Genomic DNA, 23,474 nt, shown 5'->3' on the forward strand with positions numbered 1-23,474 from the left:
GTTTTAACAAGAACCCCGTCCCGAAAGGTGCGGGGTTTTTTGCTGTGTGGGGTATGCCTCCCCGGTGGCGCTGCGCTTATCGGGGCTACGGATCCTGAGCCACAAAACCTGGTGCGCAGCACCGTCTCCAGGCAGACCATTATGCCGGTTCGCTACTATCAGCAATAATTATCACATTAATAGGTTATCTTGCCATTGCCCTTAGTAATGCTATGGTTTATCTTCCCTGCGTGATGTACCAATGCATCGCTCTCCTGACGGAGAAAATATTAAGCAACTCGCTTATCTTTCATCCTGTTAACTGGTTAAACATTAAATGAAAAAACCGCTAATTGGGATTCTGATTTTCGCTTATGGATTAAGCTCACCTCTGTTTGCTGCCGAAACCGCCAACCTAACGCTTTCCGGGCGGGTCGTGTCAGAAACCTGCAATACTGATATTGTGAATAAACAACCTCTGCAGCGCTGCGGAAAAAATACCTACCTCATTGCCTCGAAAAATATAGCGAATCACGCGCGTGGTGTGGTCACTCGTACAGTGAATTTATCCAATGATACGAGTCGAAAAATAATTATCAGCAGCTACGATTAAATACCTCTCTCTATTTCAGCGCTATTATATTGTTTTCTGCTAAATAATAGCGCTGCATCTTCTTCATATATATTAACGCGTTAGCGAAATTACAAAATTATTCCCGCCGCTGAATACATCACTCCCATTTATGGCGACAATGGGTATGCTTCTCGCCGGTTTTTTGGTTTAATGAGCGATATCATTAACACTTTGTTAACTTGATCTGGTTTATATGACAGCAAATTTGATATACAAAGAGGGATGATTGCCTGTATGGATGCTGCCCGACGTACCTTGCGTTATCTGCTTTGGTTATCGGCTGGCAATATGAGAATAGAAATGAAAATCCTGCTTAACTGGTCGCCGTTGCGCCGGCTCTTCACTTACCTTCAGGAGCGCTTTACCTTTCTGGTGCTGCTCTGCTGGCCAGCGATAATCTGGCTGTTCTGCCGGGTCGGCGTATGGCTTACGGATAACCTGTATGAACTGCTGGGGAAATCACCCGCCCAGTCCTTCACCGTCTATCTGCAGCCGTTTATGACCCCCGGCACGCTGCTGCGCATCTCCATCAGCTGGGTGGTGTTGCTGTTCATTCTCTTCAGCATGGCGATGGCCTTCACCTGGGGTCTGCGCCACTTTATGAACCGCCACAAATAAACCATTCGGGCCGCCGGAAGTCGACGGCCCTTCTTAAGCCCTTACGCCATTTGACCGATCGTTTTGCGAAAACGCAGCAGGGCGATAGTAAAGAACACCGCTCCGATAGCCAGCAAGGTTAAGAACTGCGGCCAGACGATACTGAAGCTGGCACCGCGGTACAAAATCGCCTGCGCCAGACTGACGAAGTGGGTGGTCGGCATGGTCAACATGATATCCTGAACCAGCTGCGGCATACTTTCCCGCGGCGTGGAGCCGCCGGAGAGCATCTGCAGCGGCAGCAGCACCAGGATCATTAGCAGCCCCAACTGCGGCATTGAGCGGGCGAGGGTGCCCATAAAAATGCCGATTGAGGTAGTGGCGAACAGGCTGAGCGCCACCCCCAGCATAAACAGTAGAATCGACCCCTCAATGGGCACCTGCAACATCCCCTGTACCATCAGCACCAGCGACAAACCGGAGACCACTAGCACCACCAGCCCCATCGACCAGATCTTGGCCATCATGATCTCAAACGGCGTGACCGGCATCACCAGCAGATGCTCGATGGTACCGTGCTCGCGCTCGCGGATCAGCGCCGAGCCGGTGAGGACAATGGCCAGCATGGTGATGTTGTTGATGATCGCCATCACCGCGCCAAAGCGCTCCTGTTCCAGGTTAGGGTTAAAGCGCATTCTTATCGCCAGCTCTACCGGCAGCACGCTGTTGTCCCGATAGCGGGCAATGAAGCTGTTTACTTCGCCGCTAATAATATTCCGGATATAGCCGTTGCCGGTAAAGGCCTGGCTCATGCGCGTGGCGTCGACGTTGACCTGCACTTCCGGCTGGCGGCCGGCCAGCACATCGCGCTGGAAGTTAGGCGGAATATTGATGGCGAAAGTGTAGCGCCCGGCATCCAGGCCGGCGTCCATCTCATCGGCGGTAATCAGCTCCGGTTCGAGAAACCAGGGGCGGTAGAATGCGTTAATGATGCGTGAAGAGAGCTGCGACTTATCCATATCGGCAACCGCAATCGGCGCCAGGTGTAGCGAGCCGGGCATCACCGTGGCTGAGGAGTACACCGACACCGTAAAAGCAAACACGATCAACGCCAGCATCGCTTTATCACCCAGCAGGCTACGCAGCTCTTTGACGCCAAGATTATAAATATTGCGTAATCCGCGCATCACCCCTCCTGTTTCTTCAGCAGCAGCACGCTCAGCCCGAGCACCAGCGGCACTGCAATCAGTAGTGGAATAAAGGAGCCCCACAAATCGCTGAGATTCAGCGCCTTGGAGAAGGTGCCGCGGGCGATAGTCAGGAAATGGCTGGTCGGGTAGATTTGCCCAATCCAGCGCCCGGGGCCTTCCAGCGACGCTACCGGGTCGATCATCCCGGAGAACTGGGTCGCCGGGATTAGCGTAATGATGGCGGTGCCGAAGATGGCGGCGATTTGACTCTTCATAAAGGTTGAGATCAGTAGTCCCAGTCCGGTGGCGATGGTGACATACAGCAGCGCCGCCAGGCTTAGCGTCAGGAAGCTGCCCTTATGTGATACGCCAAAAACGAAGACCGACAGCGCACACAGCAGAAAAAAGTTAAACATTCCCAGCATGATGTAAGGCACCTGCTTGCCGAGCAGGAATTCGCTGCGGGTGGTCGGCGTCACGTACAGGTTGATGATCGACCCGAGCTCCTTCTCACGTACCACGCTCAGGGCGCTGAGCATCGCCGGGATCATCATCAGCAGCAACGGGATCACCGCCGGGACGATGGCCGGCAGGCTCTTCACGTCCGGGTTATAGCGATAGCGGGTCTCGATGGAGATGAGCGAGGTATCGCGCGGTGGGCTGCTCTGCCGGCCGGCCATCTCCTGCAGCCAGGCGAGATGCATGGCCTGCACGTAGCCGCGCACCGTCTCCGCGCGGTTTGGCATTGCGCCATCCACCCAGACGCCGATTTGCACCGGCGTGCCGCGGGCGATATCGCGGCCAAAGTTCGGCGGGATCTCTATCGCCACTGCCAGTTCGCCGTCGCGCATCCGCCGGTCGAGCTCATCGTAACTGCGCAGCGGCGCCTGTTCGATGAAGTAGCGTGAGCCGGCGATATTCTGCGACCAGCCCTGACTGCTGAGGGTTTGATCGCGATCGAGTACCGCAAAGCGCAGATCCTCGACGTCCATGCTGATCCCATAGCCCATGATAAACATCAGGATCACCGTTCCCAGCAGCGCCAGCGTCGAACGTACCGGATCGCGGCGCAGCTCCAGCGCTTCGCGGCGGCTGTAGCTGAACAGCCGTTGCAGACTGAAGGCCTGGCGCGGGGCCGCGCGTTCTGGATGGGATGCTGCAGCAGGCGCAGGTTCCTCAGGAACTGCGGCGGTTGGCTGCGCCTCCTGGAGCCAGGCGATAAACGCCTCTTCGAGGCTGGCGGCACCGCGCTGTTCGACCAGCGCCTGCGGCGTATCGCTGGCCAGCACCTTGCCGGCGTGCATCAGCGAGATGCGGTCGCAGCGTTCCGCCTCATTCATAAAGTGGGTGGAGATAAAAATGGTCACCCGATCCTGACGCGCGAGGTCGACCATCAACTGCCAGAACATATCCCGTGCCACTGGATCGACCCCGGAGGTGGGTTCGTCGAGGATCAGCATTTCCGGGCGATGGATGACCGCCACCGCTAGCGACAGACGCTGACGGATGCCCAACGGCAGGGCGGTGGGCAGGGCGTCTTCCACCTCTCTGAGCATGAAGCGCTCGCTCATTTCCGCCACCCGACCGGGGATTTCGCCGTCCGGAATATGAAACAGGCGGGCGTGCAGTTCGAGGTTTTGCCGGACGGTCAGTTCGCTATAGAGCGAGAAGGCCTGCGACATATAGCCCACCCGCTGGCGGGTGGCGATATCCTTCGGATCGACCGGCTGGCCGAACAACCAGGCTTCGCCTTCGCTGGCGGGCAGCAGGCCGGTGAGCATCTTCATGGTGGTGGATTTGCCGCAGCCGTTGGAGCCGAGGAAGCCGAAGATTTCACCGCGCGCGATGCGGAAGTTAACGTGGTCGACGGCGACGAAGTCGCCAAAGCGCATGGTCAGCCCACGGGCTTCGATGGCGATCTCTTCCTCGCGGTCGTCGCGCGGCGGGATTACCACCGCCTTATGCGCCTGGCGCTGCGCTTCCGGCAGCAGGGCGATAAACGCCTGCTCCAGCGTCTGGCTGCCGGTCTGCACTTTCAGCTCCGCAGCGGTACCGGTCGCCAGCACCTCGCCGGCGTTCATCGCCACCAGCCAGTCAAAGCGCTCAGCCTCTTCCATATAGGCGGTGGCCACCAGCACGCTCATCTCCGGCTGGCGCTGACGAATGCTGTCGATAAGCTCCCAGAACTGCGCCCGGGAAAGCGGGTCGACGCCGGTGGTAGGTTCATCGAGGATCAGCAGCTGCGGGTCGTGGATAAGGGCGCAACATAAACCCAGCTTTTGCTTCATCCCGCCGGAGAGCTTACCCGCCGGGCGATCGCGAAACGGCGCCAGCCCGGTGCTCTGCAGCAGCTCGTGGATACGTGATTCGCGTTCGGCTTTATCATGGCCAAACAGGCGGGCGAAGAAGTCGACGTTTTCATACACCGAGAGGGTGTGATAGAGGTTTTTCCCCAGACCCTGCGGCATCCAGGCAATCTTCGGGCACACCTCGCGGCGATGATGAACGTCGCGCATATCGCCGCCGAGCACCATCACGTTACCCTGCTCAATGGCCCGCGCCCCGGCGATGAGAGAGAGCAGGCTCGATTTGCCGACGCCGTCCGGGCCAATCAGGCCAACCATGCGCCGCGCCGGGATCGCCAGGCTGATATCCCGCAGCGCCACGGTGGCGCCGAAGCGCTGGCCAACGTTGTCCAGCCGGGCAATGGGGGGCGAGGTATCCAGTGGCGTCAATATCATTGCGGCAACCTCACCGTCAGGTCTTCAGGCCAGGAGTGTTGGTTATCCAGCCGCACGTAAGCCATGCCGGGCAGGCCGGTTTTGACATACTCCAGGTGCTGCGCCAGCAGCTCCGGCGGGATGCGCGCTTTGACGCGGAACATCAGTTTGAGACGCTCGTCGCGGGTCTCCACCGTTTTCGGCGTAAACTGCGCGACGCTGGCGACAAAGCTGATATTGGCCGGGATCACCAGATCAGGGGCGGCATCAAGGATCAGCCGCGCTTCGCTGCCAAGCGCCAGTAGGCCCGCCTGTTCGGTGGGCAGAAAGAAAGTCATATAGACGTCGGCGAGATCGACCATGTTCAGCACCCGACCACCGGCGGCCAGCACTTCCCCCGGCTCGGCGACGCGATACTGAATACGGCCGTCGCGGGGCGCCTTCAGCTCGCTATCGTCAATATCGGCAAGGATCCGCCGCTCGGTCGCCTGGGCGGCTTCGACGCGGGTTTGCGCCTGAATAATGCTGGTGCGGGCGGCCTCGATGGCGGCGCGGGCGGCGGAGACCTGGGCTTTCGCCGACTCCAGCGCCGCGCGGGCGCTCTCTGCCGCGGCGCGATCGTCATCCAGCTGCTGGGCGGAGACGGCGCCGCGCTGCGACAGGGCATTCGAGCGGACGTGACGTTTCGCTGTGGAGTCGAGCTCCGCCTGACGCTGCTTCACAACCGCTTCGCTGGCGCGCATTTCACTTTGCCGCTGATCGAGCAAGGCTCTGGCGGCCAGGACCGCGCTTTCCGCTTCCTTGATTTGCGCGGCGGCTTCAAGACGCTGCTCGTTCAGTACACGGGTATCCATTCTCGCCAGCACCTCTCCCTGGCGCACGAACTGACCCTCTTTGACCAGAATGGTGTCGATACGTCCGGCGATTTTGCTGGCAATATCCACCTCGGTGGCCTCGATTCGTCCGTTGCTACTGGCGAAACCCTCCGGAAGGCCCGGCGGGCGCAGCAGCCACCATGCTGCAGCGGCGAGTACCACCAGTAAGCCGACAAAATACCCTGTCCAACGTTTCTTTATTTTGTCCATACGCGACTCGCTTGATTCCCTGTTCTGAGTGATACGCGTGTCTCCTCCGGCGGGCGGAGCGTCCTCCTTGCGAAGGACGAATAAAGGGGGGAAGGGCCGCTGACGCAGCGCTCTACCGCGTCGATGCGCAGCCGAACGCTGTACTACTCATGTGGTCATTATCAGCGATCCTGGCCTTAATGAAACACGCATAGTGAGAGCTACCGTTAACGCGATAGTAACATCCGCGGCGGGCTTGTCCATACGAAAGTCAGGGTCTTGTCGACGTGTTAACAAAATATCCACTACCGGCAACATTTCATTACCTCAGAACAGCACCGGCAGCCCCAGACCACGTTTCACCTCATGCAGCGTCTGCTGCGTCAGCTGGTGGGCGCGCTCGCTGCCCTGGCGCAGCAGATCCAGCAGCATCCCTTTATCCTGAATAAAGGTGGCCCGCCGTTCGCGGATCGGCGCCAGTAGCGCCTGCAGGCAGGTCTCCAGTTCATTTTTACACTGGCGATCGCCCAGCCCGCCGCGCTGATAGTGGGCTTTCATCTCAGCCACCAGTGCCTTATCGCTATGGAAAGCGTCGAGATAGGTGAACACCACGTTGCCGTCGACATGCCCCGGATCGCTGACTCTCAGGTGTGTCGGGTCGGTATACATCGCGCTGACCGCGCGGTGAATCTCCTCTTCACTGGCCGATAACGTCAGCGTATTGCCCAGCGATTTCGACATTTTGGCGTTGCCGTCGACGCCCGGCAGGCGGCTCACTTCGCTGAGGAGCGCCTTGCAGTGGCGCAGCACTGGCGCGCCGGTGAGGCTATTCATCTTATGGACGATCTCGTTGGTCTGCTCAATCATCGGTAGCTGATCGTCGCCCACTGGCACCAGCTCGGCCTTGAAGGCGGTGATATCGGCGGCCTGGCTAATCGGATAGGCAAGAAAGCCCACCGGCAGCGAACGGGCGAATCCTTTCTGGGCAATCTCATTCTTGACCGTCGGATTACGTTCCACGCGGGCGACGGTGACGATATTCATATACAGCGCGCTGAGCTCCGCCAGCGCCGGCAGGGCGGACTGCAGGCAGATCGTGGTGAGCCTCGGGTCAATGCCGACGGCCAGATAATCGGCCATCACTTCGAGGATATGGTGGCTAACTTTTTGCGGATTGCTGCCGTTGTCAGTGAGCCCTTGCAGGTCGGCGATCAGGATAAACTGCTGGTGGTCGTGCTGCAGCGCGACGCGCTGGCGCAGCGAGCCGACGTAATGGCCAAGATGTAGCTGGCCGGTGGGGCGGTCGCCGGTGAGAATGGTTTGCGGGTGGTTCATCAGGAACTCCTTATCAGACTGTTCAGCCGAAAGACGTCCTGAAAACACCAAAGCCGCCTTCCGGCGGCTTTGAAAATGGAAACGTATATCGTGCCGCCTGTTATGCAGGCAGCCACCAACGGCGGGGAAAGGTCACGATCGCGTTTCTGTTCATCTTTTTATCCTGCCACGAAACCATAGTGGGGTAAACCCCGTTTGGTAAAGTGCCCGGCGGCGCTGCGCTGGCGCGGGCCTACTGACTGCCCGCACAGGCCGGGTAACAGGATAAAACGACCGCTGTTACATGGTCGAGAAGACGTTCATGATCACGCCGCCGGAGATAATCAGCGCCATGGCGATAATGGCCGCCAGGTCCGGTTTCTGCTTATAGAGGATCATGGAGCAGATGGTGACGCCGACGATACCAAAGCCGCACCACAGCGAGTAGGCCACGCCCACAGGGATGGTGCTCATTGCGCGGGTGAGGGCGAAGTAGCAGAGGCCGTAGGCGCAGACCACCAGCACCGAAGGGGCCAGTTTGCTGAAACCGTTGGTCTTTTTGATCATCGAGGTGCCGGTGATTTCGGAGCCGATAGACAGCGCCAGCCATAAAAAACCGAGATTAAACATAGGGGGTATTCCTTTCCTGTTAGTTAGCGATGTTCTTATCCATGGCGGCGGCTGGCGCGGCGGCCGCCGCCTCTTCGCTCGCTTCGGAGCCCATTTTCGAGAACAGGTTCATGATAATGATGCCGCTGGCGATCACCGCCATGCCGATGATGGCGGCGGTATCCGGGTGCTGGCCGTAGAATGCCATTCCCAGCGTCGAGACCACCAGAATGCCGGTGCCGGACCAGGTGGCGTACGCCAGACCGACCGGGATATCTTTCACCGCCCTTGAGAGCGAGTAATAGCAGGTGCAGTAAAGCGCAATCAGCAGCCCGAGCAGCAGCATTTTGCTGCCGCCTTCGCTGCTACCGAACATTTTTAACGTCGAGGTTGCCGAGGTTTCGGAGAGGATAACCAGCAGCATCCATAACCAGCATTTTGTTTTCGAAGACATCGTTAAGCTCCAGGTTTTTCGTTGGGTAAGGTCATATCTTTCTGTTTTTTAAGTAATCAATGGCCGCATCGGTCAGCTGAGCGCGCGGGGCCGCCGCCAGCGCCGGATTATTCACCACGTCTGTGACGGTAAGATAACGGCGCGGTTCGCTGCTGGCGGCGGCCGGCGCGGTGGGCGCGTCCAGCTTCGCCAGCAGCTCATTCATGGTGCCGAGGAAGACGCCGCAGGCTTCCAGACGAGCCAGCGTGGCCTGCAGATGCCCGGCATAGGCGCTGCCGGCCTGCGCGCCGCGCAGCTGGTTGAGCTCGCTGTGCGGATCGCAGTGGTAGCGCAGGGCCAGAACCGGAATACCCGCCAGCAGCGCCTCGTGCGCGCAGCGGGAAACCGGATTGCGCAGGGTGCCGTTCAGCAGATCCGAGGCTTGCGGATAATCGAGAAACGGCAGCAGTACCGCCCGCCACGGCGCTGACGGCAGGACATCCAGCCAGGTCGATGACGGGATAATCTCGCCCACCTCTCGCCAGGCGGCGGCGTCAGCGAGACCCTCCTCCAGCGCGAGGCGCAGCGGATAGCCGCTTCCCGCCAGGCGTTGGCGGATAGCTGTGCGGTAGCCGTCTGCGGCGGTCACCATCACCAGTACCGGCGGCCGCAGGCGCTGCAAAATCCGCGCAACTACACCTTCAATCTGTTCGTCGGTCATGGCGAGCCTCCGTTAGCCGATGAGCGTCACCTGCGCGCCGTTTTTTAACCCGGCGGCATTGGCTTCTTCGGTGTCGATGTGAAATTCCAGCGCGAAGTCATCGCGCACCCGCACCACCACTTCATCGAAAGTCAGCTGGCGCTCGCCGTTGCTGCGCACGCTGACCTTCTGGCCATTGCTGACGTTGAGCTGGCGCGCGTCCTGCGGCGACATATGAATATGCCGCCAGGCGCAGATCACCTGAGAATGGAGCTCAACGTGACCGGCGGGGCCAATCAGCAGCGCGCTACCGGCATTCTCCAGTTGACCGGACTCACGAACTGGCGCTTGAATGCCGAGCGTGAAGCAGTCGGCGCGCGACACTTCCAGCTGCGATACCGGGCGGGTCGGGCCGAGGACGCGAACGTTGGTCAGCGAGCCCTTCGGCCCGACGACGGTCACGCACTCCTGGGCGGCAAACTGCCCCGGCTGGCGCAGCGGTTTGAACGGCGTCAGGCTGTAGCCTTTACCGAACAATGCCTCAACGTCCTGTTGCGCGAGATGGACGTGGCGGTTGGAGATCCCCACCGGGATCGCCGGCGCCGTTGCGCTCAGGCGGGCGACGATTTTTTCGCGAAGCAAAGTGTCGATCATGACTTCTTCCCTTTCTTCAGCGCAGGGTGCTTATCTTCCGCTTCGTTCGGGATAGCGGGCGGAACGATGGGTTCCGGGGCGGTGATAACCACCGGTTCGTCCGTTTTTTCCTCGCGCGGAGGGTTGCCTTTGAGGTTGCTTAACGCTTCAACCACGCAGCGCTCCGGACGGGCAATGACCAGCGACTTCACGGTGTGCTCGGCGCCGGCAACCGCCACGCCGCGTTCGATAGCGGTGTGGATGGCGCTGATTTCCCCTTCAAAGCAGACGCTCACCAGCCCGGAGCCTGGTTTGCGATAGCCAATGCAGGTCACTCCCGCGGCTTTACAGGCGGCGTCGACGGCCTGAATGGCGGCGACCCATCCTCGCGTTTCAATTACGCCTAAACTTTTCATGGTCGGCTCCTGTTAATGGCGGACTAAGCGAATATCAAAATCAAATTGCCGGAAGAAGGCTTCCAGCCGGTCCAGTTCATCCGGCGAATAAGACGGGTCCTGGCTAATCGGGTAGGGCATATCCAGGCGTTCGTACTTTTTGCGTCCCAGCTGGTGGTACGGCAGCATGTCGATACGGCGGATATTCCCGCGCTTCGCCAGCTTCTGTACGTAATCAATGGCGCCGGTAATGGCGTCGAATGAGTCGTTGTAGCCGCGAATGAGCGGCATACGCACAATGACGTTGGCGCCGGAATCCACCAGCCATTCGAGATTGCGGCGGATCCCTTCGTTGCCGATGCCGAGCATCGCCTTGTGGTGTTCGCTGTTAATCTGCTTAATGTCGAATAAGAAGGTGTCGGTGACCGGCGCCAGCTTCTGGTAGTTGGCAAGTGGGGTGGTGCCCTGGGTTTCGACGGCAGTGTTAATCATCATCTTTTTGCATTCGCTGAATAAGGCGACGGCAAAATCGGTCTGCAGGCTCATCTCGCCGCCGCCGATGGTGACGCCGCCGCCGGAGGAGATGTAGAAGTCGTAGTCCTGCATGATGATCTCCATCAGCTCGCTGACGGTGACGTCCTTGCCCATAATGTCCAGCGCGTTCTGGGTGCAAATCTCTTCGCATTTGCGGCAGCCGATGCAGTCTTTATGGCGGTCGACGAAGTGCTTCATTTCGCCGTTCTCTTCCGCCCGATAATGAATACCCGCCGGACAGACGCTGACGCAGTCGCCGCAGTTAATGCATTTGTCGTGCGAGAACATCACCTGGAACTGGCTGTTCAGCCCTTCCGGGTTGGCGCACCACGGGCAGCGAATGTTGCAGCCCTTAAAAAACACCAGCGTGCGAATGCCATCGCCGTCATAGATCGAATATTTCTGGATATTGAAAATTCGGCCCGTTAATTCTTGTTTTGCGATCACGCTTGCCTCCCGCTCCGTCCCGTTACGGGACGGAGAACTTCCGGTTATTTCTCAAATACAGCTCATTTAATTCTCTTTAAGAGAACTAGAACTTCTCAATCACCGTACGGCTGATGATCTCGTCCTGGACCTCTTTGCACAGCTCAACGAAGTAGGCGCTGTAGCCGGCGACGCGGACGATCAGGTCGCGGTATTTCTCCGGCTCCTGCTGCGCCTTCTTCAGCACTTCGTTATCGACATAGCTGAACTGCATCTGGCCATTGCCGAGAATCGAGGCGGTACGCAGCAAGGTAATCAGGCCATGGCGACCTTCCGGGGTATCCAGCAGCCCTTTGAGGAATTTGAAGTTGTGCACCATGCCGATATTCATGGTTTCCACGTTCATCTTGCTGACCGACTTGATAATCGCCGTTGGGCCTTGCTTATCCGCGCCCTGGGTCGGGCTGATGCCGTCGGAGAGCGGCATCCACGCCAGGCGGCCGTTCGGCGTGGCGTTGGTCAGCTCGCCGATGGGCGTGTTGTTGGAGATAGACAGGGTGCCGTGGCTGAGGGTCGAGTAGAGCATCTTGTACTTACGGCACTCTTTCTCGGTCCATTCGGTAATATCCAGCGCGTACTGGTCGACATAGTTATCGTCGTTACCGTATTTCGGCGCGTTCAGGCAGTCGCGACGCAGCGCTTCGTAACCTTCAAAGTTGGCCAGCAGCGCATCGCGGATCTGCTCAAGGGTGTATTTCTTCTCTTCGAACACCAGCTTGCGGATCGCCGCCATCGAGTCGACGTAGGTCGCCAGACCGGAGAAAATCAGACCCGGACCGTGGTTGACCATCGCGCCGCCGGCGGCGACATCTTTGCCGCTTTCCATGCAGCCTTCGACCAGCAGCGACATCAGCGGCTTCGGCGCCACATCGCGGTGGACGCGCTGGCTGATGACGGTGCCGATAGCCGACAGGCGCACGATATGGGCGATCTGCTGTTTCACCGCCGCGTCGAATGCTTCGAAGGTGCGCAGGTCGCGCAGGTCGCCGGTGTCCAGCCCCTGATAGCTATCGAACAGCACCATCCGCCCGCGGTTAAGCACGAACTCGATAGCGATAGGCCACTGGGTGTAGCCGGTGGAGGTCCACTGGTAGATGCGCCCGGATTTCTGCGGCTCAACGCAGCCCATCAGGCAGTAATCGCGGGCGTCTTCAAAATCGAAGCCTTTGCGCAGCATCATCTTGATGTGGGAGTCATCGAAGTGGCAGGCCGGGAAGCCCATTCCCGCTTTCACCACGTCGACGATTTTTTCCATGTATTTCTGCGGCGACTGGTTGTGGATACGGCAGGCCAGCGACGGCTGGTAAACCTTCACGAAGCGCACGGCGTCCATAATCAGATAGGTCAGATCGTTACAGGCATCGCCGCCGCTACGTTTCTGGCCGCCAACGGTGAGGTTGATAAACGGCTGATAACCCGCGAAATATTTCGCACCCAGTTCGCTCGACATCCACATCAGTTCGGCGCATTTGATGATGAACGCCTGCAGCAGCTCCAGTGCGGTGTCGTGGGTCAAGCGGCCTTCGCGGATATCGGCTTCGAACATCGGATAGCAGTACTGGTCGACGCGCCCCAGCGACAGCCCGGTCTGGTTCTCTTCGATTTCAAACAGTGATTCGACGGTCCAGATACTCTGCAGCGCTTCCTGCAGGGTTTTCGGCGGATTGGCCGGCACGTTTTCGTTCACTTCGGCGATGGTCAGTAGCTCGGCGCGGCGCTGGGCGTTTTGCTCTTTAGCCGCCAGTTCGCGGGCATGGGCGGCGATGCGGCGAGCGTAGTTGACCACCCCTTCGCAGGTTTCAATCGCCGCTTTGTAGTAGTAAATGCGGTCGATATCTTCCGGATTTTCCATGCTCAGGCTGGCCAGATGCGCCTCGGCATCGGCTTTGATCCCGTTCATCCCTTTGGTGAACAGCAGTACGTCGTAGCCCGGGCAGGTATCGCCGCCGCCGTTAATCTGGTGATAAGAGAGGTCGCTGACGAAGGTCTCGCCGCTGAAGGCCCAGACGCCAGCCTCACGGTATTGCGCTTCGCAAATCTCATCCAGCGAACGGCCTTCCCAGAATGGGACGATCTCTTCGCGAATGGTTTTTTTATCTGCTTCGCTGATCTCAAACGGATCCTGCGGGCGGGTGCTCATGGTGTCGAGCTCGTCGCGTACCCAGCGCCAGGCGATGTCCGGCGAGAAGGCGCCCGCGCGCGGCTTACCGCACGGGTGGCCGACGATCAGCTCATCGTCCTGAATCAGAATCGGCGCAGTTTCGCAGGCGTGGCGGAAGGCTTTCGCTCGCAGCAGAATGGTCGGCATGCCTGGGTTGGCTTTCACCACTTCGGTAAAGGCCAGCGCGCGATAGATAGAGACGCTCGGGCGTACCGTCAGATAGTGGTTACGCAGACGCTGCATACGCGGGGTCAGCCCTTCCATCACCGGCGTGTCGGCGCAGGCGGCGAACGGCGCGTGGCTGACCTGTTGTGCGCCGCTAAACAGACGCACCGGCAGATTCAGCGCGCTGAGGTTACGCTGGGCGCTGATGAACATCGCCGAGAGTTCGTTCACCTCGGCATGCTCAAAAGCGGCGCCATGCAACATGGCGTCGAGCATCGGATAGCCGTCAATGGCGCAGGCGGCGCGGACTTCGCTCAGTTCCGCCAGCTTGAACCACAGGCACTCCACGAGCTCATACGCCTGCTGGGTATTCAGCGCGCCGCTGTTGATATCGCGCTGGAAGTAAGGCAGCAGCGCCTTGTCCGCCCCTTCCGGGTTGACTGCATAGCTGCCGTTATCCAGCTGTAGCGCCAGCTGGAACAGATAGAACGCCTGGCAGGCTTCTTTGAAATTACGCGCTGGATGGGCCGGCACGTGGTGGAGAATGGCTGCGCTATCGAGCAGCTCGGCTTTGCGATAAGCATTGGTCTCCGCCGCCGCCAGCTGCTCGGCGCTGTTGGCCAGATTTTGCGCCAGCGCTAGCAGGGCGTCGCAGGCGTAGATGGCGGCGCGGCAGCCGTTGACTTCATCCATACCGCTGCGGCTGACCGCGCTGCCGAGTGCGCGGGTTTTCTCTTCCAGCTGGTGCTTAATCGCCAGCACCCCTTTTTCGACCACCAGCCGGTAGTCCGGCGAATCCAGATCGCTGTTGAGGTTGAGGAACTGGAAAGCCGATGGGCGACGGGTCGCGTTTTCGTCATGGAAAATCGCCCCGTGCGGTTTACGGCTCTGGTTGCCGACAATGAGTTCATCGGGGCTGATGGTCAGCGGCAGCTGGCGCATCAGTTCATAGAAACGGCGCGCCGGTTTAACGGCGGCGGGAACGCCCGCGATATCGCCGTCCAGGGCGTTCAGCGTGGTGGCATGTTCGGTGCACAGCGTGCTTTTCTGGGCGAGTAAACGGTCTGCCAGCACTTTGACGCGCGGCGTTAAGCTGTAGTGTGCCATGGGTAAGGTTCTCCAAATCTTGTTATCAGTGGCCCTGAACGGCGTTGCCGGTCCATGCCCGGCGATAGAGTTCGGTCAGTGCGTGAGCATCCGGCGCGCGTGGGTTCGTCGGAGTACAGCTGTCGCGTAACGCCTGGCCGATCATCTCCGCCAGCCGTTGTTCAAACTCGTCTGCAAGGACGCCGGTATCGCGGATGCCGGCCGGCATGCTCATTTCGTCTTTAAGCGCCTGAATGGCGACCAGCAGGCTGGTGACGCCCTGGCGGGTAGTGGCCGCAGGTAGATCCAGCAGATGGGCTAGTCGGGCATATTTGCGGGCGGCATCGGTATCGCACAGCCCGTGATAATCAGCGTTCCAGGCGACGACGTGCGCCATCAGCAGGGCGTTGGCGCGGCCATGGGGCACGCGGAAGACGCCGCCGAGGGCGTGGGCCAGGCTGTGGGTTATCCCCAGCGACGCGTTGGTGAAGGCCATCCCCGCCATGCAGGAGGCGTTGTGCATCTTTTCGCGCGCCTGCAGGTTGTCGCCGCTGCGCCAGCAGGTTGGCAGATAGCGAAATACCTGCTGCACTACTTTCTCCGCCAGGGCGTCGGAAAAGTCGCTGGCGGCGCGGGAGACGTAGGCCTCAAGGGCGTGACACAGCACGTCCATGCCGGTGTCGGCGGTAATTGCCGGTGGCACCGAAGCCACCAGCGCCGGGTCCAGAATGGCGATATCCGGCAGCAATGACGCATCCACCAGCACCAGTTTTTCCGCGTTGGCTTTCACCACCGAAAAGGCGGTGACTTCCGAACCGGTACCGCTGGTGGTCGGGATGGCGACGAAGCACGGACGGGGACGGCCTGCCAGCGGACGGGTTTGCGCCAGGGAGAAAATAACCGCTTTGGCGGCATCGATAACCGAACCGCCGCCGAGCGCGATAACCAGATCCGGATAGTGGTTATCCATCAGCTTCATACCGCGCACCACGGTGGCGATATCCGGATCCGCCACCACGTCGTCCCACACCTGCCAGGCGATCCCGCGCTGGCGCAGCAGGGCGGTGACGCGCTCGGCGAGGCCAAACTTCACCATCGCTTGATCGGTCACCAGCAGCACGCTGCGGGCGGAAATTTCGTTCAGCACCGAGAGGGCGTCCTGACCGAAGCAAATCCGTGGTTTCAGTAAAAATTCACTCATTGGGCTATTCACTCCTGTTCGGCGTCCCGAAACACCTTCTCAACAATGGCGACCACCGACATCGCTTTGTAGCGCTCTTTATTGAGCGCGAAGTACTCTTCCGCCAGCACGATGTCGTGCATACCGGCGCCGACGTTATCGACGGCGACCCAGGTCTGGTCCTTCATCGGCTGCTGTTTGTCATCTAAGTGGGTGATCAACAGCAGGTTGCTGCCGCGCAGCTCATCGCATTTTTGCGTGGCGACAACATGGCCGGTCACCTTTGCGAGAATCATCGTTATATCGCCTTATATCAGTGCGTTACTTAGCAAGGCGCTCCAGCACCTGGCGGATAACGCGTTCCACGTTTTGCTCGTTGATTGCGCCTTCCGCATTCGCTACGGCGCCTGGGCTGGCGAAGCGGTCATCGCTGCCTGCCGGGTGTGCTGGCGCAGCGCTGGCCGGAGCGTTGAAACGCACGTCATCAAGAATGCTGCGCTGCGGATCGCTCGCCGGCGTGACGATGGTCGGCTGTGGCTCAGGGCGGCTGCCCGGCGCGCGAAGCTCGTCAATCGACCGCACGCCGTAGCCGACTTTGCGGATATTGAGCAGGTTCATCGGGCCGACGTTGTCGGAGCTGGAGCCGCCGCCGACCGCGCCGCAGCCGAGGGTCAGCGCCGGGGAGATATTGGTGGTGGCGCCGATGCCGCCGAGCGCCGCCGGGGTGTTGATCAGGATGCGGTTGACCGGTTTTTCGAGGCTGAACTGGCGGATGACGTCCTGGTTGCGAGTGTGGATCACCAGCGTATGGCCGAGCCCTTCGTTGGTCAGCAGCTCCACCACGCGGTGGCAGGCGGCTTTCCAGTCCTCAGCCACGTACAGACCGAGTACCGGGCACAGTTTTTCGCGCGAGTAGGGGTTTTTCGGCGAGACGGTGGTCTGCTCGGCGATCAGCACTTTGGTGCTGGCCGGGACGCAGAAGCCGGCCATCTGGCTGAGGTACAACGCGGTTTTACCGACCACTTTCGGGTTGATGGTGCCGTTCGGGCGCAGCAGCAGCGCCGCCATTTTCGCCGCTTCCTCTTCATTCATGAAGTAAGCGCCCTGCGCTTCCAGCTCGCGGTGAACCTCATCATAAATGCAGCCTTCGACGATGATCGACTGCTCGGAGGCGCAGATCACGCCATTATCGAAGGTTTTGCTGGTGATGATATCTTTCACCGCGTGGTGGATATCGGCACTGCGTTCGATAAATGCCGGGCCGTTGCCCGGACCGCCGCTGATGGTCGGGGTGCCGGACGCGTAGGCCGCGCGCACCATGCCCTCGCCGCCGGTGGCGAGGATCAGCGAAACGTCTTTGCTATGCATCAGCTCTGAGGTGGCTTCGAGGGTCAGCTGGGTGATGCCGTCGACGCTGCCCTCCGGCGCGCCGGCCGCTTCCGCCGCGCGTTTGACGATCTCAATCGCCTTCCAGCTGCACTGACGCGCGCCGGGATGCGGGGAGAAGATAATGGCGTTACCGGCCTTGAGGGCGATCAGCGCTTTGTAGATAACCGTAGAGGTTGGGTTAGTTGAGGGGACCAGCGCGCAAATCACGCCCAGCGGCACGCCCACGTCCATCACTTTTTTTACCGGGTCGTCATGAATGATGCCAACGGTCTTCATATCTTTGATGGCGTCGTAGACGCGCAGCGAGGCGAAGCGGTTTTTCAGCACTTTGTCCTGCCAGTTGCCAAAACCGGTCTCTTCCGCGGCCATTTTCGCCAGCGCTTCGGCGTGGTGCGCTGCTTCCTGGGCCACGTTTTTCACGATGGCGTCGATTTGCTGCTGCGAAAAGGTGGCCAGCATTGCCTGCGCTTTTTTGGCGTTGCGCACCAGTTCCCGGGCGTTCTGCCGGGACTGCAAATCGTTATCCAGTTCAATCATGAGTCTATCCTTCATCAGACGAAAAGAGTGGGGACGGGGCGTGCCCTGTCAGGTCATGCTTTGTGCTGCGCCGCGATTTTTTCGATGTCGTTATGGGGACGCGCGATGACGCGAGAGCTGACGACTTCGCCAATGCGTTTCGCCGCTTCCACGCCGGAGTCGACCGCCGCGTTGACCGCGCCGACGTCGCCTTTCACCATCGCGGTGACGAGGCCGGAGCCGACGTTTTCATAGCCGATCAGTTCGACGTTGGCGGCTTTGCACATCGCGTCTGCGGCTTCAATACAGGCCACCAGACCTTTGGTTTCGATAAGACCAAGCGCTTCTTTCATCAGGTTTCTCCGTTAGTCCGCAATTTTGTAATGCGAGACGATTTTGTTGATGTCGTTATGCGGACGGGCGATGACCAGCGAGGTCACCACTTCGCCAATGCGCTGGGCCGATTCGACGCCGGAATCCACCGCCGCTTTCACCGCGCCGACATCGCCTTTCACCATCGCGGTGACGAGGCCGGAACCGACGTTTTCATAGCCGATCAGTTCGACGTTGGCGGCTTTACACATCGCATCCGCTGCTTCAATGCAGGCCACCAGACCTTTGGTTTCAATCAGACCTAATGCATCACCCATTTGCGTTCTCCTGGCCTTCAGGCCTTGTGTTTAATGACGATTTTGTTGATATCGTTATGCGGACGCGCGATGACCAGCGAGGTCACTACTTCGCCGATGCGCTGCGCCGATTCCACACCGGAATCCACCGCCGCTTTTACCGCGCCGACGTCGCCCTTCACCATCACGGTGACCAGGCCGGAGCCGACGTTTTCATAGCCGATCAGTTCGACGTTGGCGGCTTTACACATCGAGTCCGCTGCTTCAATACAGGCCACCAGACCTTTGGTTTCGATAAGCCCCAATGCATCACCCATCGTGATCTCCTCCAGAACAGGTTTTGTGATTCGGGAAAACCGTCCGCGTAACGGCATCAACACGCGGAAGCGGCGTTCGGGGTTCACTATAGGGAATGGGGAGAGAAGTGAAATTTAAATCCGTGTAGATGAATATTTTAGGTTTTTACTCTGCTATTTAGCCTTATTTAGGCTTCTTTTTATCTCTTAATCCTGTTTCATGCGTGAGGATTTTCATGATGATATGGCGTTTTTTTAAGCTATTTATCGGCGGGAGATGAATGTTAATAAGATGCTAATTACTTGCCAGCAATCGGTAATATAGCCACGTTATAATTGTGGGTATGCTCAAGTTCTCGCGTCGAAGCTAAACGCAAAACGTGCGCTTTTAGCATCGTGGAAAGAGGGGGCAATAATGGAGCGTGAGCGAGGGCGCATTTTCCTCGCAGTGGTACAGGGGGGACGGGTTAATTAAGCGTGCTGCCGGACTTCAGCGTGCAAATGTAGAGCGGTGAGTTGATAGAGCTCAGCAGGATAGCTTTGTCGTTAAGCTTTTGCGCATTGAGGAACAGGCCGTCGTGGCTGTCGGACATCTCGCGCATGAAATAGTCGAAGATGACATCCGGCGATTCATCGATGGACGAGGCGCTGGATTCCCATTTCTTGATGCGGTAGTGGCGCTCGGTCGCCGAGATGCGCTGGCTGGTGTAGCTGAATTTGACGTAACGCTGCAGGTAGAGCCAGCCGGCGGCAGAATCGGTATAGCCTTCCACTACCATCGACCCGTTGCCATTGGCGGCAAAATTAAAATGGATATTGCCGTTCACATTCTCTTTTTCCATGTTTTCAAAACGCATGATCGCTTTGGTGGAGCAGCTCATCACGCCGTCGTTGGCATCCGGCAGCAGGCGCCAGGCGCTAAACCCGGCGGCGGCGATAAACGCGAGGGCAGAGAGAGCGAAAAAGGTGCGGGGCGCGAGTCTCATTGCGGCTTCCAGGAGTAGTAAAAGTAGTTATCGCAATAGCTAAACGGGTTGTCTTCGTGCATCGCGCAGTGGGCGAGAAATACCCGGCCCAGGCCGTTGGTCTCCAGCCGGTCGCCATAGAAGAAAACAAAACGCTCCCCCGGCTTGCAGCTGAGCTTCAGCCGCTGACGCACCTCATCAAAATTCTTCCCGTAGGCCGTCGCCGAGACCGAACGCAGCATTTCATCGCTGGCGAGCAGTTCGCACTGGCTGTGGTTCATCAGCGTCAGATTAATTGGCCGGGCGACGTGGGTTCCGGCAAACGTGAATGCCACCAGAAGCAGGGCGATGACCAGCAGGCAGCCGCCGGCGAGATACCAGCACATTCCGCGCGCGTGTGGTGAAGCGGCAGGCGGTGTGGTTTCCCTTCCTGCACCGGCGGGTTCGCCAGGCGGCGCGGCCGGGCTGGCGACATCGGCCAGCGCCGGCCCGGCGTCGAGCAGTTCGATGCTGAGATCCTGATTCAGCTGCAGCATGCCGCGCGACACGGTGACGATAATGTTATCGATATCGTAGTGGCGGAAAGTTTTGCGCAGCATGCTCAGATACTGGTTGAGGTTGCTGTTGGAAGAAGTTAAGCCGTTATCGTCCCAGACTTTTTTCAATACTTCATCGCGACTGACCACGCCGGTATGGCGGAGAAAAAAATAGAGCAGCGCGCTGGCGGTGATGGATAACTGGCTATCCGGTTCATCGCTGCCGGGCAGGGTTAGCGTGCCGTCCGTTGCATCATAAATGAGACGGGCATTGATGTTGTAGCGCATCGCGGCCTCACTCTATTCGTTTCATGCGGGAAGCGTCATTTTGGTCAGATCGTTCACCAGCGACTGGCGGTGTTCGCTGCTCATGGTGCGCCCTTCGGTCAGCTCCGATAACCAGATACCGTCGGCGGCGTAGCGTACCAGGGTACCGGTTGGGCCGTTATCCAGCGCATCGCCTTGCGCCAGATGATCCAGCATCCAGTCGCGCCAGCATTTTCGCAGCACCGGTTCGTCCGGCATCGCCAGCGACAGCACCATCAGCTGACGGCTTTCGTGCGTGTCCGTCAACTGCGGATTGGACAGATAGCGCAAATAGGCGCGGGTAAAGCGTCCGTAAGCGATGTTATCGGCGGCCATCAGTTCGCTAATCGCCTTTTCCATAATCGCCAGCAGCCTGGCGAACAGAGCGAAAATCAGCGCCTGCTTATTGGGAAAATGGTGCAGGAGGCCGCCTTTGCTGACCCCAGCCTCGCGGGCGACAGCGTTCAGCGACAGGGCGGCGATACCGTCCCGGCCGGCAATCATCGCCGCCGATTCAAGCAGCTGACGGTGGAGACGGACGGGATCTTTTTTACGATGCTGGGCTTCCATGTTCATGGCCGGAATCATACCGACCAGACGGTATGATTATTTTTGATCGCTATCAATATGAGAGGCGGCTTCGCGCGATGCGATGCCGTTAATGCGTGGAGGCTCACAAATTGTCATATTAATGAAAGCGATAACCCGGAAGGGCTATCGCGTTGAGGTTTATTTCGTTGCCAGGTGCACCGCCAGGCCGCTTTGCCCCGGCGCCAGCTCCGGACGCAGCGTTAGCGATGGGATCAGGTAGTCGCCATGATTTTGCCGGCGGAATGGAATGGGCTCGGTTTGCCACAGCGTGTCCAGCCGCTCGGCCAGCGTGGCGCACTGGTCGGCGAACTGCGCGGCATCGGTTTTGTCCGTGCGGTAAAACACCAGCGGCGGAAGCACCTCGAAGCCGGGATAGAACAGCATACCGTGCTGAATGGGGAACAGAATGTCGTCGATGGGGCCATTGATCCCGCGCGGTGAATAGTGTTCCGCCCAGCCGCCGGCGGTGACGATCAGCATCGCCCGCTTGCCGACGAAGGTGCCTTCCCCATAGCGATCGCCCCAGTGGCGGTCGCTGTGCTCGCCGACACCATAGGCAAAGCCCCAGGCGTACACCCGGTCGATCCAGCCTTTCATGATCGCGGGCATCGAGAACCACCACAGCGGAAACTGAAAAATCACCGTATCGGCCCACAGCAGCTTTTCCTGCTCGGCGGCGATATCCGCGCTTTGAGTACCTTGGGCAAAGGCCTGTTTGGAGTCCAGGGTAGGACGCCAGAACTCGCCGACCGGCGGCGCGCCGCTGTCGTCGGCGTCATACCCGGCCTTCCAGCGCATGGCGTAGAGATCGGAGACCTGGACTTCATGACCGGCCTGCAGCAGATGACGGATGGCGAAATTTTTTAAACCGCCATTGAGGGAGCGCGGTTCCGGATGGGCGTAAATCAGCAGTACTTTCATAACATCACCTCTGAAGTGGGAAGAGCTGCAGAGTAGGAAAGCTGGCGCTATAGTAGAAATTAATTACTTAAATCCCAGGTATAGCTGTGATTAATTTACATCGTCTGGATCTCAATCTGCTGCGCACGCTCGACGTGCTGCTCAGTGAAAATAACGTTACCCGGGCGGCGCAGCGGCTGAATCTGTCGCAGCCGTCGGTCAGTATTCAACTCGCCAGGCTGCGGGAGATGTTCGCCGACCCGCTGCTGATGCCGGGCCCGCGCGGCATGCAGCCCACCGCCCGCGCCGATGAGCTTCGCCAGCCGCTGCGCGCTGCGTTAGCCGCGCTGGAGCAGGCGGTGGCGCCGGTGGCACCTTTTAATCCGGCCGCGGCGGCGGAGACCTGGCGGGTGGCGGCGACGGACTATATGGCTTCGGCGACCCTCATGCCGATGCTGGGCAGGCTACGCCTGGCCTCTCCCGGCAGTCGGCTGGCGGTATTCGAACTCCAGCCGGCGCGGCTGGAGCAGCAGGCGGCCAGCGATGAAGTGGATCTCTTTTTCCATACTCGCGAGGGCGCGCCGCCGGGGCTGCATCAGCGCCTGCTGTTTCGCGAGCGCTACGTGCTGGCGGGCCGGGCCGGACATCCGGTGCTGCGGCAAGGGCTGAGTCTGGAAACGTTCTGTCAGCTGGAGCAAGCGATCGTCTCCCCGGACGGAGGCGGCTTCAGCGCGGCGACCGATACCGCGCTGGCGAATCTTGGCCTGACGCGGCGGGTTGTCCTTTCCGTGCCACATTTCCTGTTTATGCTGGAGACCCTGCGCAATAGCGATCTGGTGGCGGTCCTGCCGGAGCGGCTGGTGCGCGGGCAGAGCGGGCTGGTGGTCGTCGAGCCGCCGCTGGCGGTCGCCGGCTTTGAGATGCTGATGCTGTGGCACGAGCGCTGGCACCGCGACCCGGCGCATCAATGGCTGCGCCAGTTCATTGTAAATTCACTGGAGGAACAGACATGCTGAGCGGACTGAATCACCTGACCCTGGCGGTCAGCCAGCTGGCGCCGAGCGTGGCGTTTTATCAGCAGCTGTTGGGCATGACGCTGCACGCCCGCTGGGACAGCGGCGCCTATCTCTCCTGCGGCGATCTGTGGCTGTGCCTGTCGCTGGATCCGCAGCGGCGTGTCACTCCGCCGGAGGAGAGCGACTACACCCATTATGCGTTTAGCATCAGCGAAGCGGATTTCGCCCGCTTCGCAGCTCGCCTTGAGGTTGCCGGCGTGGCGGTGTGGAAGTTGAACCGTAGCGAAGGCGCCTCGCACTATTTCCTCGACCCCGACGGCCACAAGCTGGAGCTGCACGTCGGCAGTCTCGCCCAGCGCCTGGCCGCCTGCCGCGAGCAGCCGTATAAGGGGATGGTGTTTTTTGATGATGAGTAAGTGGTAACTGGGAACCGGTAGCCCCGGTAAGCGC

General features: G+C 59.5%; 25 protein-coding genes. 4 read left to right on the top strand and 21 right to left on the bottom strand.

The features are described 5' to 3' along the window. Positions 1–316: 316 nt before the first annotated feature. Both ABLU50_RS17300 and ABLU50_RS17305 read left to right on the top strand, forming a co-directional pair. On the top strand, positions 317–592 hold the full coding sequence (locus ABLU50_RS17300) for a DUF2574 family protein (protein WP_004204116.1): 276 nt from the start codon (positions 317–319) through the stop codon (positions 590–592). A gap of 321 nt (positions 593–913) precedes the next feature. Then, positions 914–1,231 carry a hypothetical protein gene (locus ABLU50_RS17305; protein WP_004204117.1) on the top strand — a complete coding sequence of 106 codons (318 nt, stop codon included), beginning with the start codon at positions 914–916 and terminating at the stop codon, positions 1,229–1,231. Between the two features lie 41 nt (positions 1,232–1,272). On the opposite strand, the gene ABLU50_RS17310 is transcribed toward ABLU50_RS17305, so the two are convergent. From ABLU50_RS17310 to ABLU50_RS17410, 21 genes are all read right to left on the bottom strand, one after another. Next, positions 1,273–2,397: an ABC transporter permease gene (locus tag ABLU50_RS17310; protein WP_060656734.1), complete on the bottom strand. Its 1,125-nt coding sequence runs from the start codon at positions 2,395–2,397 to the stop codon at positions 1,273–1,275. Beyond that, positions 2,397–5,141 carry a ribosome-associated ATPase/putative transporter RbbA gene (rbbA, locus tag ABLU50_RS17315; RefSeq protein ID WP_087832639.1) on the bottom strand — a complete coding sequence of 915 codons (2,745 nt, stop codon included), beginning with the start codon at positions 5,139–5,141 and terminating at the stop codon, positions 2,397–2,399. The genes ABLU50_RS17310 and rbbA overlap by 1 nt, the downstream gene beginning before the upstream one ends. Next, complete coding sequence (locus ABLU50_RS17320; RefSeq protein ID WP_017899150.1) at positions 5,138–6,205, bottom strand: HlyD family efflux transporter periplasmic adaptor subunit; 1,068 nt, start codon at positions 6,203–6,205, stop codon at positions 5,138–5,140. The genes rbbA and ABLU50_RS17320 overlap by 4 nt, the downstream gene beginning before the upstream one ends. Positions 6,206–6,511: 306 nt before the next feature. Next, entirely contained in the window at positions 6,512–7,519 is a 1,008-nt protein-coding gene (gene trpS / locus ABLU50_RS17325; protein ID WP_004204121.1) for a tryptophan--tRNA ligase, read from the bottom strand. A 279-nt stretch (positions 7,520–7,798) separates the two neighbouring features. Next, on the bottom strand, positions 7,799–8,128 hold the full coding sequence (locus tag ABLU50_RS17330; protein WP_004204123.1) for a multidrug efflux SMR transporter: 330 nt from the start codon (positions 8,126–8,128) through the stop codon (positions 7,799–7,801). Positions 8,129–8,147: 19 nt separating this feature from the next. Beyond that, a complete protein-coding gene (locus tag ABLU50_RS17335; protein ID WP_087832640.1) occupies positions 8,148–8,561 on the bottom strand; it encodes a multidrug efflux SMR transporter in 414 nt (137 codons plus the stop codon). Between the two features lie 31 nt (positions 8,562–8,592). Continuing rightward, positions 8,593–9,261 carry a hypothetical protein gene (locus ABLU50_RS17340; protein ID WP_087832641.1) on the bottom strand — a complete coding sequence of 223 codons (669 nt, stop codon included), beginning with the start codon at positions 9,259–9,261 and terminating at the stop codon, positions 8,593–8,595. 12 nt (positions 9,262–9,273) lie between these two features. Continuing rightward, on the bottom strand, positions 9,274–9,894 hold the full coding sequence (locus ABLU50_RS17345) for a phosphate propanoyltransferase (protein ID WP_087832642.1): 621 nt from the start codon (positions 9,892–9,894) through the stop codon (positions 9,274–9,276). After that, positions 9,891–10,289 (bottom strand): BMC domain-containing protein, encoded by a 399-nt coding sequence (locus ABLU50_RS17350; protein ID WP_004204127.1) that lies wholly within the window; start codon positions 10,287–10,289, stop codon positions 9,891–9,893. Before ABLU50_RS17350 ends, ABLU50_RS17345 begins: the two co-directional genes overlap by 4 nt. A gap of 12 nt (positions 10,290–10,301) precedes the next feature. Then, positions 10,302–11,249 (bottom strand): choline TMA-lyase-activating enzyme, encoded by a 948-nt coding sequence (cutD, locus tag ABLU50_RS17355; RefSeq protein ID WP_023319643.1) that lies wholly within the window; start codon positions 11,247–11,249, stop codon positions 10,302–10,304. A gap of 85 nt (positions 11,250–11,334) precedes the next feature. Further along, positions 11,335–14,721, bottom strand: a complete 3,387-nt coding sequence (cutC, locus tag ABLU50_RS17360) for a choline trimethylamine-lyase (RefSeq protein WP_060656738.1) — start codon at positions 14,719–14,721, stop codon at positions 11,335–11,337. 25 nt (positions 14,722–14,746) lie between these two features. After that, positions 14,747–15,901, bottom strand: a complete 1,155-nt coding sequence (locus ABLU50_RS17365; protein ID WP_087832643.1) for a 1-propanol dehydrogenase PduQ — start codon at positions 15,899–15,901, stop codon at positions 14,747–14,749. A gap of 8 nt (positions 15,902–15,909) precedes the next feature. Continuing rightward, a complete protein-coding gene (locus ABLU50_RS17370) occupies positions 15,910–16,176 on the bottom strand; it encodes a EutN/CcmL family microcompartment protein (protein ID WP_087832644.1) in 267 nt (88 codons plus the stop codon). A 25-nt stretch (positions 16,177–16,201) separates the two neighbouring features. Continuing rightward, positions 16,202–17,806 carry an acetaldehyde dehydrogenase (acetylating) gene (locus ABLU50_RS17375; RefSeq protein WP_087832645.1) on the bottom strand — a complete coding sequence of 535 codons (1,605 nt, stop codon included), beginning with the start codon at positions 17,804–17,806 and terminating at the stop codon, positions 16,202–16,204. A gap of 53 nt (positions 17,807–17,859) precedes the next feature. Then, the gene (locus ABLU50_RS17380; protein ID WP_004146125.1) at positions 17,860–18,138 is read right to left on the bottom strand and encodes a BMC domain-containing protein; all 279 of its coding nucleotides are present in this window, start codon (positions 18,136–18,138) and stop codon (positions 17,860–17,862) included. Between the two features lie 12 nt (positions 18,139–18,150). Then, on the bottom strand, positions 18,151–18,435 hold the full coding sequence (locus ABLU50_RS17385) for a BMC domain-containing protein (protein WP_002442227.1): 285 nt from the start codon (positions 18,433–18,435) through the stop codon (positions 18,151–18,153). 17 nt (positions 18,436–18,452) lie between these two features. Then, on the bottom strand, positions 18,453–18,731 hold the full coding sequence (locus ABLU50_RS17390) for a BMC domain-containing protein (protein ID WP_004182810.1): 279 nt from the start codon (positions 18,729–18,731) through the stop codon (positions 18,453–18,455). 446 nt (positions 18,732–19,177) lie between these two features. Then, positions 19,178–19,696 (bottom strand): FidL-like protein, encoded by a 519-nt coding sequence (locus ABLU50_RS17395; RefSeq protein WP_004204137.1) that lies wholly within the window; start codon positions 19,694–19,696, stop codon positions 19,178–19,180. Then, positions 19,693–20,499: a winged helix-turn-helix domain-containing protein gene (locus tag ABLU50_RS17400; protein ID WP_023319648.1), complete on the bottom strand. Its 807-nt coding sequence runs from the start codon at positions 20,497–20,499 to the stop codon at positions 19,693–19,695. Before ABLU50_RS17400 ends, ABLU50_RS17395 begins: the two co-directional genes overlap by 4 nt. Before the next feature lie 21 nt (positions 20,500–20,520). Next, positions 20,521–21,105: a TetR/AcrR family transcriptional regulator gene (locus tag ABLU50_RS17405; protein WP_040235876.1), complete on the bottom strand. Its 585-nt coding sequence runs from the start codon at positions 21,103–21,105 to the stop codon at positions 20,521–20,523. Positions 21,106–21,246: 141 nt separating this feature from the next. After that, a complete protein-coding gene (locus ABLU50_RS17410; RefSeq protein WP_023319649.1) occupies positions 21,247–22,029 on the bottom strand; it encodes an NAD(P)H-dependent oxidoreductase in 783 nt (260 codons plus the stop codon). 86 nt (positions 22,030–22,115) lie between these two features. On the opposite strand from ABLU50_RS17410, the gene ABLU50_RS17415 reads away from it, so the two are divergent. Further along, positions 22,116–23,024, top strand: coding sequence for a LysR family transcriptional regulator (locus ABLU50_RS17415; protein WP_057213274.1), 909 nt, complete (start codon positions 22,116–22,118; stop codon positions 23,022–23,024). Beyond that, complete coding sequence (gene fosA, locus ABLU50_RS17420; protein WP_023319651.1) at positions 23,018–23,440, top strand: FosA5 family fosfomycin resistance glutathione transferase; 423 nt, start codon at positions 23,018–23,020, stop codon at positions 23,438–23,440. Before ABLU50_RS17415 ends, fosA begins: the two co-directional genes overlap by 7 nt. Positions 23,441–23,474: the final 34 nt, after the last annotated feature.

This window comes from Klebsiella sp. GG_Kp173 (genome assembly GCF_040062415.1).
Taxonomy (GTDB): Bacteria; Pseudomonadota; Gammaproteobacteria; order Enterobacterales; family Enterobacteriaceae; genus Klebsiella; species Klebsiella quasipneumoniae.